This window comes from Paraburkholderia caffeinilytica, from assembly GCF_003368325.1.
Lineage (GTDB): Bacteria > Pseudomonadota > Gammaproteobacteria > Burkholderiales > Burkholderiaceae > Paraburkholderia > Paraburkholderia caffeinilytica.
In genome coordinates this window covers 1,474,382-1,491,418 of record NZ_CP031466.1, presented here as the reverse complement: position 1 = coordinate 1,491,418, position 17,037 = coordinate 1,474,382, and the positions used below count along the sequence as shown (strand labels likewise).

The window sequence follows — 17,037 nt, the reverse complement described above, 5'->3', positions numbered from 1 at the left end:
GACCGCAGTGCCGCAGTCGGCATCGATTCCAGCAGGTCGTCAGGATGTTTCATTTGCACGTCGCCTCCTCGGTGGCGCCGGCCGCCACGCCGGCGCGCAGCACCATCAGGCGCTGACCCGCGACCACCGCTGCGCCGGCAGCACAATCGATCGTTTCGATCACGCCGTCTTCGGCGACGGCGACGGACACTTCCATCTTCATCGACTCGACGATCGCCACCACCTGCCCTTCGCTCACGCGATCCCCTTCGCTGACGAGCAGTTTCCAGACGCTCCCCGAGACGTCGGCGACGATGCTCTGTTGACCCGCCACAAGCGTATCGTCCGCCCTGCTGCCGGTGGCCGAACCCGCGTCGTCGCCCGGCTCGCCGGCATATTCAGCGTGCCCCGCGGCGTTCCAGCGCTCGCGCTCTTCATCGAACGCCGTCTGTTGCATGCGTTTGAAGGCGGAGATCGATTCGGCTTCGTCCTTCAGGAAGCGGTTGTACGCACCGAGGTCGAACACCGACTCCTCGATCTTCAGACTCGCGCGGCCGGCGATGAAATCGGCACGCAACTCGGCCAGTTCGGCCTCGCTCACTTCGTAGAAGCGTATTTCGTCGAAAAATCGCAGCAGCCACGGCTTGCCGGCTTCGAATTCACGTGTGGTGCGATAGCGGTTCCACATCTGCACGGTGCGGCCGACGAACTGATAGCCGCCCGGCCCTTCCATGCCATACACGCACAGATACGCGCCGCCGATCCCGACCGCGTTTTCCGGCGTCCAGGTCCGCGCGGGGTTGTATTTGGTCGTGACGAGCCGGTGACGCGGATCGAGCGGCGTCGCCACCGGCGCGCCGAGATAGACATCGCCGAGGCCCATCACCAGGTAACGCGCGTCGAATACGATGCGCTTCACGTCGTCGATGCTATCCAGACCGTTGATGCGGCGAATGAACTCGATATTGCTCGGGCACCACGGCGCATCGGGCCGCACCGACTGCATGTAGCGCTCGATCGCGATCCGCGTCGACGGGTCGTCCCATGACAGCGGCAGATGCACGATGCGGTTCGGCACGCGCATGTCGTCGACGGCGGGCAATTCGCGTTCGGCCCGCTGAAGATGCGCGAGCAAGGTGTCGAGCGACAGCGCGCGCGGGTCGACATGCACTTGCAGCGAGCGGATGCCCGGCGTGAGATCGACGATGCCGGGCAGCCGGTGTGCATCGAGCCAGTTCATCAACGCATGCACGCGAAAGCGCAGGTTCAGGTCCAGCATGAGCGGGCCGTATTCGACCAGCACGTTCTGGTCGCCGGAGCGGCGGTAGACCACACCGGTGCCCCCGCCGGCTGATGGATCGCTGTAGAGAATGCAATCGTGAGCGTCGGGGGGTATCGTTGCTGCGGTTGCTGCGGTTGCTGCGGTTGCTGCGGTTGCTGCAGTCGCTGCAGTCGCTGCGGTTGCTGTCGGCGCCCCAGACGCCGTCAGCGCCGGTCGAGCGCGCACCGGTTCGAACTGCACCGTATCCCCCGGCCGCAGTTGCCCCAGCTTCCACAACTCATCCCCCACCACGGTCACCGGGCAGACGAAACCGCCGAGGCTCGGGCCGTCCGGACCGAGAATCACTGGCATGTCGCCCGTGAAATCGACGGCGCCGACCGCATACGCATTGTCGTGAATATTCGACGGATGCAGCCCCGCCTCGCCGCCGTCGGTGCGCGCCCATTGCGGCTTTGGACCGATCAGCCGGACGCCCGTGCGGCTCGAGTTGTAGTGAACCGTCCAGCGCGTGGCGTACAGCATCGCGATGTCGGCAGGCGTGAAGAAATCCGGCGCACCGTGCGGACCGTCGAGCACGCCGAGGGTCCAGTCATGCGTGAGCGCCGGCACGTGCGTGGGATCGAGCTGCGCGCCGGCTTCGCCATGGCCCGTTTCGGCGGCGAGATGCAGCACGTCGCCCTTACGCAAGGCACGCCCCGCGTGGCCGCCGAACTGACCCAGCGTGAAGGTCGCCTTGCTGCCGAGATAGTCCGGCACCTGCAAGCCGCCCTTGAGCGCGAGACAGGCGCGCATGCCCGCGCCGGTCACGCCGCCGAGCTTGAGCACCGAACCCGCCGCGGCGCGCGTGACCTGCCACGGCGTGACCGGCTGAGCGTCGAGTGTGGCGGCGAGCGGCGCGCCGCCCAGCACGAACAGCGTCGCGGTGTTAAAGCGCAGCGTCGCGCCGACCATCGCGCATTCGAGTCCCGCCGCGTCGGCCGGGTTGCCGAGCAGTTCGTTGGCGAGCCGGAATGAGAGATCGTCCATTGGACCGGAGGGCGGCACGCCGATGTCCCAGTAGCCGACCCGTCCCGGCGTCTGCTGCACCGTGGTCTGCACGCCGCCGTCGAGCACGTCGATGGTGTGCGGTGCAAACATGAAACGCGTCAGGAAGGCGGTGGTCTGCTCGCCTCGCGCGAAGGTCGCCGAACCGGCGATGGCGCGCAGATAGTCGAGGTTCGTCTCGATGCCGTACAACTGGGTTTGATCGAGCGCGGCGCACATGGCGGCGAGCGCGGCATCGCGTGTTGCGCCTTTAACGATGATCTTCGCGAGCAGCGGATCGTAGAACGCGCTGACTTCGGTGCCTGCATCGACCCATGTGTCGACCCGCGCATCGGTGGCGAACGCGACATGCGTCAGCACGCCCGCGCTCGGTTGGAACTGCTTGTGCGGATCTTCGGCGTACAGACGAACCTGGATGCTCGCCCCACTGGGCGTCGGCGCCAGCGTGTCGAGCGGCGCAAGCCCACCCTCGGCCTGACGAATCATCCACTCGACCAGGTCGATACCCGTCACCTCCTCCGTGACGCAATGCTCGACCTGCAGCCGCGTGTTCACTTCGAGGAAATAGAAGCGCCGCGTGTCGGCGTCGAAGACGAACTCGACCGTGCCGGCGGATTCGTATTTCACGGCCTGCGCGAGGCGCACGGCGCTTGCGTGCAATGACGTGCGTTCCGCTTGCGTCAGCCCCGGTGCGGGTGTCTCCTCGATCACCTTCTGATTGCGCCGCTGCACCGAGCAGTCGCGCTCGCCGAGCGCGATCGCGCCGCCCCGGCCGTCGCCGAAAATCTGCACTTCGATATGGCGCGCGTTGTCGACGAACTTCTCGATGTAGACGCCCCCGTTCGCGAAATTGGCCTCGCCGAGCCGCGCCACCGACGCGAACACGCTCTCCAGTTGCGCCGCGTCGCGGCACAGCGACATGCCGATGCCGCCGCCGCCCGCGGTGCTTTTCAGCATCACGGGATAGCCGATCGATTCGGCCTCGCTCAACGCGATGGTCACGTCGGGCAGCAAGCCGGTGCCCGGCAGTAACGTCACGTCGTTGGCGCGTGCCAGCTCGCGTGCGGTGTGCTTCAGGCCGAATTCACGCATCTGTGCGGGGCGCGGTCCGATGAAGCGGATGCCCGCGTCTTCGCATGTCTGCGCAAAAGCCGCATTCTCCGAGAGAAAACCGTAGCCGGGATGCACGGCATTCGCGCCGGTCGCGCGCGCCGCCTCCAGAATCGCCGTGCCGTTCAGATAGCTGCCGGCGGCCACCGCCGGGCCGATGCAGACCGCTTCGTCGGCGAGCATCACGTGCATGGCGTGGCGATCGGCTTCCGAATAGACCGCCACCGACGCGATACCGAGACGCTTGAGCGTGCGAATCACGCGGCAGGCGATTTCGCCGCGATTGGCAATCAGGACTTTGTCGAATCTCATTGGGCGTCCCAGATAGTCAGCCGCACGGGCGTCGGGTTGTAGCCGTTGCAGGGATTGTTCAGCTGCGGACAGTTCGAGATCAGCACCGTCACGTCCATCTCGGCGCGCATCTCGACGTATTTGCCCGGCGCCGAGATACCGTCTTCGAAGGTCAGTTTGCCGAGCGGCGTCACCGGCACATTCATGAAGAAGTTGATATTGCTGACGATGTCGCGCTTGCTCAGTTGCGTGCCCACGCCGCACGTGCAGTGCGTAATCGCATGCAGAAAGCTGTCGCGGCAGCTGTGCATGTGGCGTTTGTCGAGCGCATAGCGCACGGTGTTGCTCTCGGCCGCACAGGCGCCGCCGAGCGTATCGTGGCGCCCGCAAGTGTCCGCGACGATGCTCAGCATCGGCTTGCCGAGGTTCGACATCAGCACGCTGCCGGCGGACAGATAGAGGTTGCGCTGCGCGCGAATCGTGTCCTGCGCGCTGTAGCGTTCGAGTGGATCGGCGCTGTTGTAGAACAGCGTGTCGACGGCCTGATTGCCTTCCAGGTCGAGAATGCGGAACAACTGGCCGCGCTTGACTTCATGCAGCCACGGCTCGCCGGACGGCAGCGTGAGGTCGTACACCGCGTGACGGAAGTCGAGTGTGCTTTCGATGACAGGCATCGCGGGTCTCCTTAAACGAACAGACGATCGGTGTTGACGAAGCCGCGCCCGTTCTCGGGACAGGCCGAGCGGCAAGGATCGTCGGCCGGTACGGAGGCATCGGCGGCATAGGCCCGGTACGCGATCAGCCTGACGGGCTTCGGTTCGTATTCGGAGGACGGGTTCAGCGGATGCGGTGCGCTCGAAAACGCGGCGAGCGTGTCCATTTCGAAACGCAGATCGAAGGCCGCGCCGGCAGCGGAGTGTTCTGCCACGAAGTCGAGCGAGCCATCCTCACCGATCGCGAGCTTGCTGAAAAAGTTGATATTGGCGACGAGATCGCGCGTGCCCAGACCGTGCTTGGCCAATTCGAGCAACAGGCTGTCGCGTCCGTTGCGGACCATCGCATTGCGATGCTGCTGATAGCGGGCCGCGCCGTACTTGCCGGCGAACAGTTCGGCATCGCCGAGGCCGCCTAGCGGATCGTGCCAGCCCAGCGTGTCGGCGGTGATCGACGCCATCACGCGGCCCATATCCGAATAGAGCACGTGGCCGCGTGTCAGATGCGCGGTGTGCTGCGCCTTCAACGTATCGGCCATGTTGTAGCGTTCGAGCGGTTCGTCGTGCCGGTAGAACACGGCAGCCAGATTGGCCCCGCCTTCAGGATCGACGATGCGCAGCGCAATACCGCGGCGCAGCACGCCGGACCAATGTGTACCGGCGGGAATCACGGTTTCCCACAGCACGTGCGGGATCGGTGCGAGATCGACTGGGGTTTGCGTCGACATGGAGGCTCCAGGTATCGGTTGGGAAAAAGCATGAGAGGGCGATTGACCGACATCGCGACCTCCCGGGCTTTTATCCCTCCGTGGAGCCTCGCCGGCGCCTTGGAAGAAGGTGAACGGCAAGACCGGATTGCTCTCGGACCAGACATCGTGTGCGCGCTTTGAAGCCTTCTGGAAGTCTTTAAAGCGGTACGACCGGAACCCTAGCGATCCTGAAGATGATGCAAATTACTTCGCACCTCTCGCTACATGACTAAGCGAGTTGTGTGCCAGCGCGGCGTCGCGAATGCCGCAAGCGCATCGTGGCAAGGCATTGAATGCCGTCGGCCTCACCAGGCGGCGGCCGGCAGTCGATCGGATTGATGACGCACGCACCACGTGCGAGGGCGAATCGGCACCAGTTGAATGCGCAAGGCACCATGATTGGGCCGCGTGCCCGCCGGTCTGACGCTGCGCAGGGGCCTCGCGCGGTGGCATGCTGTGTGCGTGACATGGCGCCTACGCTCATCACCTCCACCATCCGACCATGCTCACGTTTGCCACGCTTCGCCGCACGCTCTACACGCTGATGTCGGCACGTTTCATCGAACTGCAAAAGCAACGGCGCCGCTCGTGAACGAGGCGGCGCTATGGTCTTCGGCGTGTCGTGCTTTCCGCAAAGTTCTACTGAACACCATCCTGCTCAGCGCATCGCACGGTTCAACTGGCATATTTCTCGCTAGATAAATCGCCGAGAGGTGCGGCAGCGTCGCATCTTAGGGATGCTAGGGTTCCGGTTCGCAAGAATGTCTGGTCCGAGAGCAGCCCGGTGCGCCGGTTCGTTCGATTCGAGCTTGACTCGAAGGCGAACGCCGGCCGCACTACACGGCGGGACAAAAGCCCGGGAGATTGGCGATAGCGATGCCTATCGTGCCTCTCCGTGGCCGGCGTTTGTCTCCCGCAGGTGTTCGCGCAGTGTCCGCACCGTTCGGATTCTCGCGGGAACCGGTCATGTTGTTTTGTCGCGCAGTCGCCGCGCGATCCAACTCAACTATCGCAATTGACCGGTCTCCTGGAGAAAACGATGAAACGCTTCGAATCCGCCCGTACGTCCCCTATCGCCCTCATCTCGCCTAGCCGTCTTCGCTCGTCACGCCGCGTGCGTGGCGCGCTCGCCGGCGCTGCCGCCGCGCTTGCGATTGGCTTCGCGGGCTTCGCCGCCGCGCCCGCACAAGCGGCCACGCCCCTCGCCATCGGCTATAGCGACTGGCCCGGCTTCGTCGCGTTCCAGATTGCCATCGACAAAGGCTGGTTCAAGGAGGCCGGCGTGGATGTCAATTTCCAGTGGTTCGACTACTCCGCCTCGCTCGACGCCTTCTCCGCCGGCAAGCTCGACGCGGTCGGCGCGACCAACGGCGATGCGCTGGTCACCGGTGCAAGCGGCGCCAAAAACGTGATGATCCTCCTGACCGACTACTCGAGCGGCAACGACATGATCGTCGCCAAGCCGCCCATTCGCACGGTGGCCGGACTCAAGGGCAAGAAGGTCGGTGTCGAAATGGGTCTGGTCGATCACCTGCTGCTGGACACGGCGCTCGAAAAACATGCGCTGAAGGAATCGGACATCACGCTCGTCAACGCGAAGACGAACGAGTTGCCGCAGGTGCTGGCGTCGTCCGGCGACGTGGCCGCGGTCGGCGCATGGCAGCCGAACGCGGGCGAAGCGCTCAAGCGCGTGCCGGGCGCGCGCCCGATCTTCACCTCGGCCGACGCACCGGGCCTGATCTACGACGCGATCACCGTCAATCCGGTCAGCCTGCAATCGCGCAAATCCGATTGGGCCAAGGTGATCAAGGTCTGGTATCGCTGCGTGGCCTACATCAACGATCCGAAGACGCAACCGGATGCCGTCAAGATCATGTCGGCGCGCGTCGGCCTGACGCCGGCCCAGTATCTGCCCTTGCTGAAAGGCACACACCTGCTCGACGCCACCGCGGCGAGGAAGGCCTTCGTCAAGGGTGACGGACTGGACTCGGTGTACGGTTCGAGCGTGAACGCGGACAAGTTCAACGTGCGCAACGCGGTCTACAAGCAATCGCAGAACGTGAGCGCCTATCTCGATCCGGCGCTGACCAATGCACCATAAGTCACGTCGGCCGGGCGTCGATAGCCATACACGGTAAGATGGGTGGCAGCACGCTCCGCCGCTGCGGACATGCGATTCGTTGCGGCGACGGAGGACGGCAACAAGGAGGCAATCGTGTATAAAAACCGCTCTTGCTATCACGTCCTGCTCGCGCTGGCGCCCGTGCTGGCGCTGCTTTTGTCGCTTCTGCTGCTGGCCCAGCCGCGCTCCGTGCTGGCCAGCGAAGACAGCGCCAACGCCAGCGCGGAAGCCGCGGGCCAACGGGCCCGCTTTGCGACGGAACTCTGCGGAGTATCCGCTCAGGACACGGACGAGTACAAGGAAAAGCTCAGAAAGCTCCTCACCGATGCCAGCCAGTTCGACACGCGCTGGCAGGCGGGTTGGCGCCGCGGGGATAGCGATGCGATGCAGATGCGCTCGCTGCAACTCAACTCCCCTGAGGAATTCGCGGCGCGGGTCAAAAGCAATTGCGAACGCATCAAATGGCAGGCCGACAACTTGCTGCACGCCCACACACCCAAGTAACCCGCCGCGCGAAGCTGTTATTCTTCTCTCTCCCGGCCATCGCCGGATCGCCTGCCGCCTCCGGGCGGCATTCCAGGCGGCGCGCTCACGCGCCCCGGCATCAGCGAGACAGGAACCTGCATGTTCGGTTTTTTGCGCGGCTATTTTTCAAACGACCTGGCCATCGACCTCGGCACGTCGAACACGCTGATCTACATGCGTGGCAAGGGCATCGTGCTGGACGAACCTTCGGTGGTCTCGATTCGTCAGGAAGGCGGCCCGAACGGCAAGAAGATCATTCTGGCCGTCGGTCATGAAGCCAAACAGATGCTCGGCAAGGTGCCGGGCAACATCGAGGCGATCCGTCCGATGAAAGACGGCGTGATCGCCGACTTCAACATCACCCAGCAGATGATCAAGCGCTTCATCCAGATGGCGCACGAAACGCGGATGTTCGCGCCGTCGCCGCGCATCATCATCTGCGTGCCGTGCGGGTCGACCCAGGTCGAACGGCGCGCGATCAAGGAAGCCGCCCATAGCGCGGGTGCCTCGCAGGTTTACCTGATCGAAGAACCGATGGCCGCGGCGACCGGCTCCGGCCTGCCGGTGTCGGAAGCAACCGGCTCGATGGTGGTCGATATCGGCGGCGGCACGACCGAAGTGGGCGTGATCTCGCTTGGCGGCATCGTCTATAAAGGCTCGGTGCGCGTGGGCGGCGACAAGTTCGACGATGCGATCGTCAACTACATTCGCCGCAACTACGGGATGCTGATCGGCGAACAGACCGCCGAAGCCATCAAAAAGGAAATCGGCTCCGCGTTTCCGGGCTCCGAGGTCAAGGAGATGGAAGTCAAGGGCCGCAATATGTCCGAAGGCATTCCGCGCAGCTTCACGGTGTCCAGCAACGAGATTCTCGAAGCGCTCACCGATCCGCTGAACCAGATCGTCTCGGCGGTAAAGATCGCGCTGGAGCAAACGCCGCCGGAACTGGGCGCCGACATCGCCGAGCGCGGCATCATGCTCGCGGGCGGTGGTGCGTTGCTGCGCGATCTGGACCGCCTGCTCGCGGAAGAAACCGGCCTGCCGGTGTTTGTCGCCGAGGCCCCGCTGACCTGTGTGGTGCGCGGCTCCGGGATGGCGCTCGAGCGGATGGATAAGTTTGGCGGGGCGTTTTCGTATGAGTGAGTGACGATGGCGTGGCGGCTGCTTTGCCACGCATCTCGCTACGCGCGTCGCCGCGCGCTCAGGTCGCTCAGGACACGAACGGCAACTTGCTATCGCGCGCCGCGGCTAGCATGGAAAGCGTAATCTTGCGCACTTCCAGCTTGCTTTGCGTGATATGCGCGCGCAGCAGGATGATCGCTTCCGTCACCCGGTTGCGTTCGATCAGGTTGAGCATGGTGGAATGCTCGTCGTAGGTGGCGCTGGTGCGGTGCGGTTTGAGGAAGTCCAGTCGACGCACGATGCGGATGCGCTCGGTCACTTCGTTATGCACGCGCAGCATCTCCGCATTACCGGTTGCGGCGACCAGTTGGCGGTGGAAATTCTCGTCCATGCCGAACATCTTCACCGGATCGCTTTCGCGCAATTCGGGCTCGACGCACCATATCGCTTTCAGCGCTTCAACGGCCGCATGCGCGACGTCGCCGCCCGCCCCCACGCGTTCGACGGCCGCCACTTCCAGCACGATGCGCAAATCGTAGAGCTGATCGAGCTGGTCGAAATTGATCGGCGACACTTTCCAGCCACGCCGGAAGCCGACTTCCAGATAGCCCTCGCGTTGCAAACGAAACAGGCCGTCGCGCATCGGCGTGCGCGACACGCCGTAGTGCTGCGCGATACCGTTTTCGGAAAAACGGTCGCCGGGAAACAGGCGGAAGCTGAAGATATCGTTCTTCAGCTGCTGGTACACCTGCTCGGCGAGCGGATTGGCGGCGGCCGGTATGCCCGGCGTCATGACATCGACGTCCTGGTCGAGCGATAGCGAGCGTTGGCGTTCAGTTGACATTCAGGCTGTCGAGATAAGCGAGCCAGCCGCCGAACGAGGTGATGTTCATTGCGCCACTGCCGTCGCCGACTGCCGACGGTTCGCAAATGAAACCTTTCACTGTGAGGCCGCTGGCGAGTTGCACGGTGCCGATGCCGAGCGGCGCGGGCACGTCGGCGACGAATTTGCCGAAGGTGCGCAGCGGCATTTCCCAGACTTCCACGGCGATGGCTGCGCCCTGCCGATCGGTGCCGCGCACAAGACCTGGTTTCGGCGGCTGCGTGTTGGCAAGCGCGTAAAGCGAGTAACCGGAGGCGGTCTGGGTCGCCCTGACAAAACGCGCTCCCGCCTCCTGAAGTTGCCAGTTCAACGGCTGGCCACGCAGATGCGCGCCGACCACGGCGAGCTCGACAGTCGGTTCCTGAAACGGCAGCGGTTCGATCGTGCTTGCGGCGGCCGTCGTTTTCCTTTCGGCCACGGCCGCAGCGTCGCGCTCGTTCTCGCTCAGCGCCTCGGTGGCGCTTGCGAACAGCGCCTGGATTCGCGCGCCCAACTCGGCGAGACGCTGGTCCGCGCCGCTCGGCCCGATCAGCGTGACACCGGCCGGCAAGCCGTCATGGCGGCGCCGGCACGGCACGGCCAGCGCGCACAGATCGAGCAGATTGACGAAGTTCGTGTAGTAGCCCAGCTGACTGTTCAACTCGACCGGATTGGCCTCTACGTCGACGATCAACGGATGCGTCGGCGTGGTCGGGACGATCAGGATGTCGATCGTCTCGAAGAGCTGTTCGGCGTGGCGCTTCAGATCGGCGAGTGCGTACTGGCCGTTGAACGCGTCGGCGGCGCTGTAGCGATCCGCTTTGCCGATCACCGTTGCGACGACCGGATTGATCGCTTCGTGATGCGTCTCGAAGAAGGCACCGAGCGCGGCGCGCCTTTCCGCCACCCAGGGGCCGTCGTAGAGCAGCGCGGATACCTGCCTGAGCGGCTGGAAGTCGATCGGCGTGGGATCGAGATGCAGATGGGTCGAGAGCGTATCGAGTGCAGCGGAAAACGCCTGATTCGCCGCTGCGTCGCCGTAGAACTCGACCTGATCCGGCACACCGATCCGCAGCGTGCCGCGCTGGAGACCGAGACCGGGGATCTTGCGCGAATGACCGTCGAGCGGATCGAAGCATGCGATTTCGCGGAATACGCGCCACGCATCGTCGACGTCGTGCGCGAACACCGAGATCGTGTCGAGGCTGCGGCAGGCCGGCACCACACCGCGCTTGCTGACGAGTCCAAGCGACGGCTTCAGGCCGACGAGCCCGTTGAACCCGGCCGGCACGCGCCCTGATCCAGCCGTATCGGTGCCGAGCGAAAAAGCGACGCAACCCGCAGCCACCGCAACCGCCGACCCGGAACTCGACCCGCCCGACACGCGCTCCGGAAACTCGGTGTGGCGCACCGCGCCATATGGCGAACGCGTGCCGACGAGACCGGTCGCGAACTGGTCGAGATTCGTCTTGCCGATCAGGATCGCGCCGGCATCGATGAGACGTTGTACGGCGAATGCCGACGTGTCCGGCGTATAGCTGAAAGGCTCGCAAGCGGCGGTGGTCGGCAGGCCGGCGACGTCGATATTGTCCTTAACCGCGAACGGCACGCCGAACAGCGGCATGCGTTCGAACACCGCGCTGCCCTGCTCGGCGTAAAGCGTTTCGAGCGTATGCGCGCGGGCCAGCACGTCTGCTGCGGGAACACGCAGGATCCAGACTTCCGGCCGGTCGAATTCGGCGATGCGGGCAATCGCCGACGTCACCACTTCAGTGGGCGTAAGACGGTTGGCGGCGTAAGCCGCGAGAAGACTGCGAACCTTCAGGGGCGAAGAAATAGGCACTGTTTTTTCCTTGAGTTCAATCTTGAATACAAGTTTGGACTCAAATTAGCAGGAGCCATGCCACATGCGTTCCGAGCTTGCCTGAACCGGCAGTCGTAGCTGTCGGGACTGGCTTTGCGGCGATTCATCGGCACGTCCGTCCGGAAGCCTCGTTGCTCGTCGCTCAATGCCTCGTGGTGCAGCGCTCCCCAACTCGGGGCTCGCGCGCCCCGCATTCGCGCTCCGCAACCTGCCCTGCATCCCGCCCGTCTGCGAGCCGGGTCGCGATCTCCAGGACCGGCTGACACGGCTCACCCGCGGCGCCGATCGCACGGCGGCCTTGCACTCCGATTTCTTTCGACGCCGCGCGCGAACTTATACTCGCTACTCCGACGACCTCCATCGCAGCTCATTCCCCGTAGCGGAGTATCGATGCACGACACGCGACTCGCCCGATCGAGCGCCGGCATGGTCACCAGTCCTCATGCGTTGGCAAGCGAGGCGGGCCGCGACGTCTTGCGTGCCGGCGGCAATGCGATCGAAGCCGCGATCGCGATCGGCGCAGCGCTCTGCGTGACGTATCCGCATTTCACCGGACTCGGTGGCGACGCATTCTGGGTGATCGGCGATCGGCAAGGAACGGTGCGCACGGTGTCGGGCATCGGCCAGGCCGCGCAGCAACTGCCTGCGTTCAGCGGCGCGATTCCAGTGCGCGGCGCCGCCTCGGCACTGACCACGGCCGCGACCGTCGATACGTGGCATCAGGCGTATGAAATCAGCAAGAACGCGTGGGGCGGCGCGCAATCGTGGTCGTCGCTGTTCGACCGTGCGCTCGACTACGCAATCGACGGTTTTCCCGTCACGCCCTCGCAGCATTTCTGGCAAAGCATGCGGGCGGACGACCTGCACGCCCTGCCCGGCTTTGCCGCGACTTTCGCGCCACACGGCCGCATTCCCGCCATTGCCGAGCGTTTCATGCAGCCCGCGTTGGCGAAGAGCATCGAGCGCATTGCCCGCTACGGCGCCCGCGAGTTTTACGATGGCGAACTTGCCGAGCGCATAGCGCGCGGTTTGCGCGACGCCGGCTCGCCGCTCACGTTGACCGATCTGACGCGAACGCACGCGCGTAATGAAGCGCCGTTGCGCGTCGCTTATCGTGGCGGCGAACTGGTCAGCATGCGGCCGCCGACACAAGGCGTGACGACGCTGCAGATCATGGGCATCCTGGATCGTTTCGACGTCGCGCGGATTGCCGAGGGCAGCACCGATTACTACCACCTGCTGGTGGAAGCCGTGAAATGCGCGTTCGTGGACCGCGACCGCTTCGTCTCCGATCCTGAGTTCAACGCCGTGCCGGTAGACGACATGCTGTCACCCACCACACTCGATGCGCATGCACGCTCGATCAATCTCCATGCGGCGCGCGCATGGCCCCACGTGTTTCGCCCGGGCGACACGGTGTTTATCGGCGCAACGGATAGCGAGGGCCGCAGCGCCAGCGTTTTGCAAACGGTGTACTTCGACTGGGGTAGCGGCGTGGTGGCGGGCGACACGGGAATTCTCTGGCACAACCGCGGTGCGTCGTTCAGCACGAATCCCGCGCATCATAACCTCGTGCAATCGTGCAAGCGGCCCTTCCACACGCTCAACCCCGGCATGTATCTGAAGGACGGCCGGCCACATCTGCTGTTCGGCACGCAAGGCGCGGACGGTCAGCCGCAAACGCTGGCTGCGATTCTCACGCGCCTGATCGACTATGGGATGGACCCGCTCACCGCCCTCTCCCGTCCGCGCTTTCTGCTCGGCAAGACCTTCTCCGATACGCGCGATGCGTTGAAGCTCGAAGAAGACGCCGGCGCCGACGTGTTCGCCGGACTCGCTGCGCGCGGGCATGAGGTGAGTGCTATTGCGGTGCAGAGTCCACTGGCGGGCCATCCGGGCGTGATCCGCATCGAGGCGGACGGCGCGGCTTCCGGTGCGCACGATCCACGTAGCGATGGTCGTGCGCTCGGGGTTTAGAGGGTGTCAGGCATTTTTGTAAGGGCCGCAAAGTGGACAGGCATAAGCACGGAGAATACGACGAAGTGCAAACTAGCCAGGATTTCGGGCAACTGCTCGTAGTCTCTGGCCAGCCGACGGAAGCGGCTGAGCGCAGCCGAAGCTGCGCTCGACTACCCAGCGGCGCGGCAGCAGCACGAAGCCCTTTCTTCGACGTCGAATCCTTCAGCTTGCTGAAAGCGTCCTTTCGAACGCGTACGGATGAGTCGTTGGCCGTAGCGGCCGGCCATGCTCATAGGTCCGTTTTGGCCGTCTACACGGGGCACGAACTCTGCCACAGTCGTCGGTAGGTTCGCCTGAACTGAAATCCGTCTGCATGTCCATAATCTGACGCCAACGAATCAGTCCAGCTATTTGATCAGCACCTCGTCGTTCGGGAAGTATTTCTGGATTAGAGCGCGCAGTGTGCCGTCGCCCTTGATTTTTGCGATCGCGGCGTTCAGGCTTGACTTCAGCTGGGTGTCCCCTTTGCGCAGTCCGAAGGCAACGCCGAAGCCCAGGATTTTTGGATCGATCAAGGGTTTGCCGACAAAGGCGAAACCATGGCCGTCAGGTTTGGACAGGAACCCGTCCTGCCCAGCCGGCGCGCTAACCAGCGTTGCATCGATACGGGTTGTAGCAAGATCGTTGTAGACCTGGTTCTGGTCCTGATAGGAAACAACCGTGACGCCATAGGGTGCCCAACGAGTCTTTGCGTACATTTCCTGAGTCGATCCCTGAAGGACGCCTACTCGCTTGCCCTGCAAAGATTCCACGCTAGACTGCAATCCGCTGTCAGATCTGGCAATCAAACGATCGGCATTTGAATAAATCAGGTCGCTGAAGTCGATCACCTGGAGACGTTCGTTCGTCACGTGCATCGAAGAATTGATTGCATCGAACTTTCTCGCTTCTAGCGCTGGAATCAATCCGTCGAACGAATTTTCCACCCATTTGCATTTTATTCGCGCGGCCGCGCACACAGCGTTGCCGACGTCGATATCAAAGCCTTTCAGCGTTCCGTCGGTTCCTTTATATTCAAAGGGCGGATATTGCGCTTCCAGACCAAAGCGGATCGTACCTGCCGTGTCGGCGAAAGCATAGTTAGCAGCTGTCAGCGTAATGGCGGTGACAACCAAATGAATTAATTTCATAGCAGATTCCTACATAGTGATAGACGACGAATCCCTGAAAATATCGGGTACCCAAAGCTTCCGAATAGAAATATTCCGCAAACCGGATTTCGAGTTGATCCTGGTGTCGTCACAGGTGGCACAAGCGGCCCATGACTCAACGGGGGTGTAAGCACTTCGCGCAACGCACTACCCAGACCGCCAGTTGAAAACATGACACGAATTGAGGAACACGCTGGACAGTGGTACTTCCAGACGACAAGCTACTCCCGCTGAGAAATCTATCCGGGGGCTACGTCGCCAGATTCTTGTAGGGGAATTTCTTCTGCTTCGCGAGGCGGGTCCAGTATGCGAACGAGTCGTTCACAATAGATGGCAGCATCAATACGCGCCGTCCTTCAATGGCAAGATCCGGATCAATCTCCTGAATTGTGCCAGCCGCCATAGCCCGCAAAACCGCATCGGCAGCGTGCTCAAGCGATATCGCGCGATAGACCGTGTCCTCGATAGATGAGCCGACACAAATATGGCCGTGGTTCACGAGAATAGCCGCGTGAAGTTCACCCAAAGCCTCACTGATGAGGCGCCCTTCCTCGTCTCCAAACGGTACGCCTGGCCAACGTGCGAGGAACCCGCAGTCGTTGTAGAACATGCAGGAATCCATGTGCGCAATCGGCAGCGGCTTGCCGAGCATGGAGAACGCGGTTATGGCTGGCGGGTGGGTGTGGACGATCGCCTTGATGTCGGGGCGATTCCGATATACCCATAGATGAAAGCGGACAGCCGGATTGGGTTTTCCGTTACCCTCCAGAACGACCATGTTATCGTCGATCAGGAGGAGGTCATCCGACGTAATCTCGCCAAAACCGGAACCAAGGCGCGTTGTCCACCAACCCACCCCCATTTCGTTCCGACACGATACCTGGCCGGCTGTATTTATCGCGTGCCCTTGCGAAGCAAGGATATGGCAAGCGTCAATCAGAGTACCAGGATTTCCTGAGGTATTGTGCAAGTCTTCAATTGAACAGATCTCTTCGCATGACCGCATGTCTGCATTTCCTGAAGTCTGACGTTTTACACCCGTAAGATCATTACCTTCCGGTGCGAGTGAAGTGATCGTACGAAATTGACGCCAGCGAAGGTAGGCATTTTCAGGAATAGCAGACTTAACGAAGGTTTATCGGGCGTCCCCACGCCGAGCAAACGCTATCGCTTCCCGAAGAGCGTCGGTTTGAATCGAATCCCTGCGATGGATAGCAACGATGCGGTTAGTCGTGTAGTCGTTTCCGAGTGGCATCCGGCACAATCCACGGTCTTCGACATGGCTCCGTGGAACGTCATCGGGCATGACGGTTAGCCCCTGGCCAAGCTTGACGAGTTGCAACATGAGTTCAAGTGAATCGCACTCGATCGCCGGAGCAAGTGGGCCGCCTGAAGCACGTTCCAGCGCACGACGCAAAACAAATTGCCGGGGCGGCAGGATCAATCGGTCGGACAAGGCATGAAGAGACTCGGACGACACCTTTCCGGCGTCAGAATCGTCAGGACGCGAAACGATCACAAGCCGCTCTGCATAGAGCGGGACCGCCTCGACATCGATCGAATCGACAACCGAGTCGTATACAAAGCCCAAGTCGACCTTTCCACGTTGCACCGCCTCTACGACGTCGAGTGCGCTACTGTGATTTACGGAGAGGTGTATCTTCGGATAGACATCGCGGATATGACAAACCAGATCGGGCAACAGATTCAGCATGTGAACTGTCGCAATCCGCAGCGATCCGCTCTGTTTTCCCTGCTCGGTGTAGAACCGTTGGACAGTTGCGTCGATGGCATCGAATGCGCTACCGATTTCGTCGTACAACTGGCGCCCTTGCGGCGTGAGCGCCATGCCACGACCATGCCGGGTAAACAGCGTTTGTCCGAGTTCGGACTCAAGCGCGCGAATCTGTCTGCTAAGCGCCGGTTGCGACACCCCAACCAGATCCGCGGCGCGACGCAAGGATATCGACCGTGCAACGATGACGAACAATCTAAGTTGGTGATCAGTGTAGTTATTTTGCACGTTTGATCAGTCTCCAGGCGGTGGCCACTATCAATGAATAGATCTCGCCAGATTTGAAATCGGGACCATGGTGTGTCAAACGACGACCCTAGTCTCCATGGCGGTGTCACCACGCCGGCTTCACGACGACCACAGCGTCGGAGAATCGCTCCCAAGCATATCTGCATAGACTTCGAATGAT

General features: G+C 62.5%; 12 protein-coding genes, 1 pseudogene and 2 riboswitches. Of the genes and pseudogenes, 4 read left to right on the top strand and 9 right to left on the bottom strand.

Features of this window, described 5'->3' with window-relative positions:
* Positions 1 to 49 precede the first annotated feature (49 nt).
* The 3 genes from uca to DSC91_RS06680 are packed head-to-tail and all read right to left on the bottom strand — an operon-like array spanning position 50 to position 5,147.
* Positions 50 to 3,727, bottom strand: a complete 3,678-nt coding sequence (gene uca / locus DSC91_RS06690; protein WP_115777400.1) for an urea carboxylase — start codon at positions 3,725 to 3,727, stop codon at positions 50 to 52.
* A complete protein-coding gene (locus DSC91_RS06685) occupies positions 3,724 to 4,380 on the bottom strand; it encodes an urea amidolyase associated protein UAAP2 (RefSeq protein ID WP_115777399.1) in 657 nt (218 codons plus the stop codon). Before DSC91_RS06685 ends, uca begins: the two co-directional genes overlap by 4 nt.
* An 11-nt stretch (positions 4,381 to 4,391) precedes the next feature.
* Complete coding sequence (locus DSC91_RS06680) at positions 4,392 to 5,147, bottom strand: urea amidolyase associated protein UAAP1 (RefSeq protein WP_115777398.1); 756 nt, start codon at positions 5,145 to 5,147, stop codon at positions 4,392 to 4,394.
* 57 nt (positions 5,148 to 5,204) lie between these two features.
* Positions 5,205 to 5,362, bottom strand: a riboswitch (guanidine-I (ykkC/yxkD leader).
* Between the two features lie 535 nt (positions 5,363 to 5,897).
* Positions 5,898 to 6,033: riboswitch (guanidine-I (ykkC/yxkD leader) on the top strand.
* A gap of 174 nt (positions 6,034 to 6,207) precedes the next feature.
* Between DSC91_RS06680 and DSC91_RS06675 the strand changes: the two genes are divergently transcribed.
* From DSC91_RS06675 to DSC91_RS06665, 3 genes are all read left to right on the top strand, one after another.
* A complete protein-coding gene (locus DSC91_RS06675; RefSeq protein WP_115777397.1) occupies positions 6,208 to 7,269 on the top strand; it encodes an ABC transporter substrate-binding protein in 1,062 nt (353 codons plus the stop codon).
* 42 nt (positions 7,270 to 7,311) lie between these two features.
* Positions 7,312 to 7,794 carry a hypothetical protein gene (locus DSC91_RS06670; RefSeq protein WP_229758225.1) on the top strand — a complete coding sequence of 161 codons (483 nt, stop codon included), beginning with the start codon at positions 7,312 to 7,314 and terminating at the stop codon, positions 7,792 to 7,794.
* Positions 7,795 to 7,914: 120 nt separating this feature from the next.
* Positions 7,915 to 8,958 carry a rod shape-determining protein gene (locus DSC91_RS06665; RefSeq protein WP_115777396.1) on the top strand — a complete coding sequence of 348 codons (1,044 nt, stop codon included), beginning with the start codon at positions 7,915 to 7,917 and terminating at the stop codon, positions 8,956 to 8,958.
* A 67-nt stretch (positions 8,959 to 9,025) separates the two neighbouring features.
* Here DSC91_RS06665 and DSC91_RS06660 read toward each other — a convergent pair whose 3' ends face one another.
* Both DSC91_RS06660 and atzF read right to left on the bottom strand, forming a co-directional pair.
* A complete protein-coding gene (locus tag DSC91_RS06660) occupies positions 9,026 to 9,730 on the bottom strand; it encodes a GntR family transcriptional regulator (RefSeq protein WP_115779726.1) in 705 nt (234 codons plus the stop codon).
* Between the two features lie 40 nt (positions 9,731 to 9,770).
* Positions 9,771 to 11,642, bottom strand: a complete 1,872-nt coding sequence (gene atzF, locus DSC91_RS06655) for an allophanate hydrolase (protein WP_167470493.1) — start codon at positions 11,640 to 11,642, stop codon at positions 9,771 to 9,773.
* Positions 11,643 to 12,053: 411 nt separating this feature from the next.
* Between atzF and DSC91_RS06645 the strand changes: the two genes are divergently transcribed.
* The gene (locus DSC91_RS06645; protein ID WP_115777394.1) at positions 12,054 to 13,640 is read left to right on the top strand and encodes a gamma-glutamyltransferase family protein; all 1,587 of its coding nucleotides are present in this window, start codon (positions 12,054 to 12,056) and stop codon (positions 13,638 to 13,640) included.
* On the opposite strand, the pseudogene DSC91_RS06640 reads toward DSC91_RS06645, so the two are convergent.
* From DSC91_RS06640 to DSC91_RS06625, 4 genes and pseudogenes are all read right to left on the bottom strand, one after another.
* Positions 13,637 to 13,829, bottom strand: a pseudogene (locus DSC91_RS06640) (transposase); the annotation flags it as partial. The gene DSC91_RS06645 and the pseudogene DSC91_RS06640 overlap by 4 nt on opposite strands.
* Before the next feature lie 200 nt (positions 13,830 to 14,029).
* On the bottom strand, positions 14,030 to 14,812 hold the full coding sequence (locus DSC91_RS06635) for a transporter substrate-binding domain-containing protein (protein WP_115777393.1): 783 nt from the start codon (positions 14,810 to 14,812) through the stop codon (positions 14,030 to 14,032).
* Positions 14,813 to 15,083: 271 nt separating this feature from the next.
* Entirely contained in the window at positions 15,084 to 15,839 is a 756-nt protein-coding gene (locus DSC91_RS06630) for an aldolase (RefSeq protein WP_115777392.1), read from the bottom strand.
* Between the two features lie 129 nt (positions 15,840 to 15,968).
* Positions 15,969 to 16,856, bottom strand: coding sequence for a LysR family transcriptional regulator (locus DSC91_RS06625; RefSeq protein ID WP_115777391.1), 888 nt, complete (start codon positions 16,854 to 16,856; stop codon positions 15,969 to 15,971).
* Positions 16,857 to 17,037 lie beyond the last annotated feature (181 nt).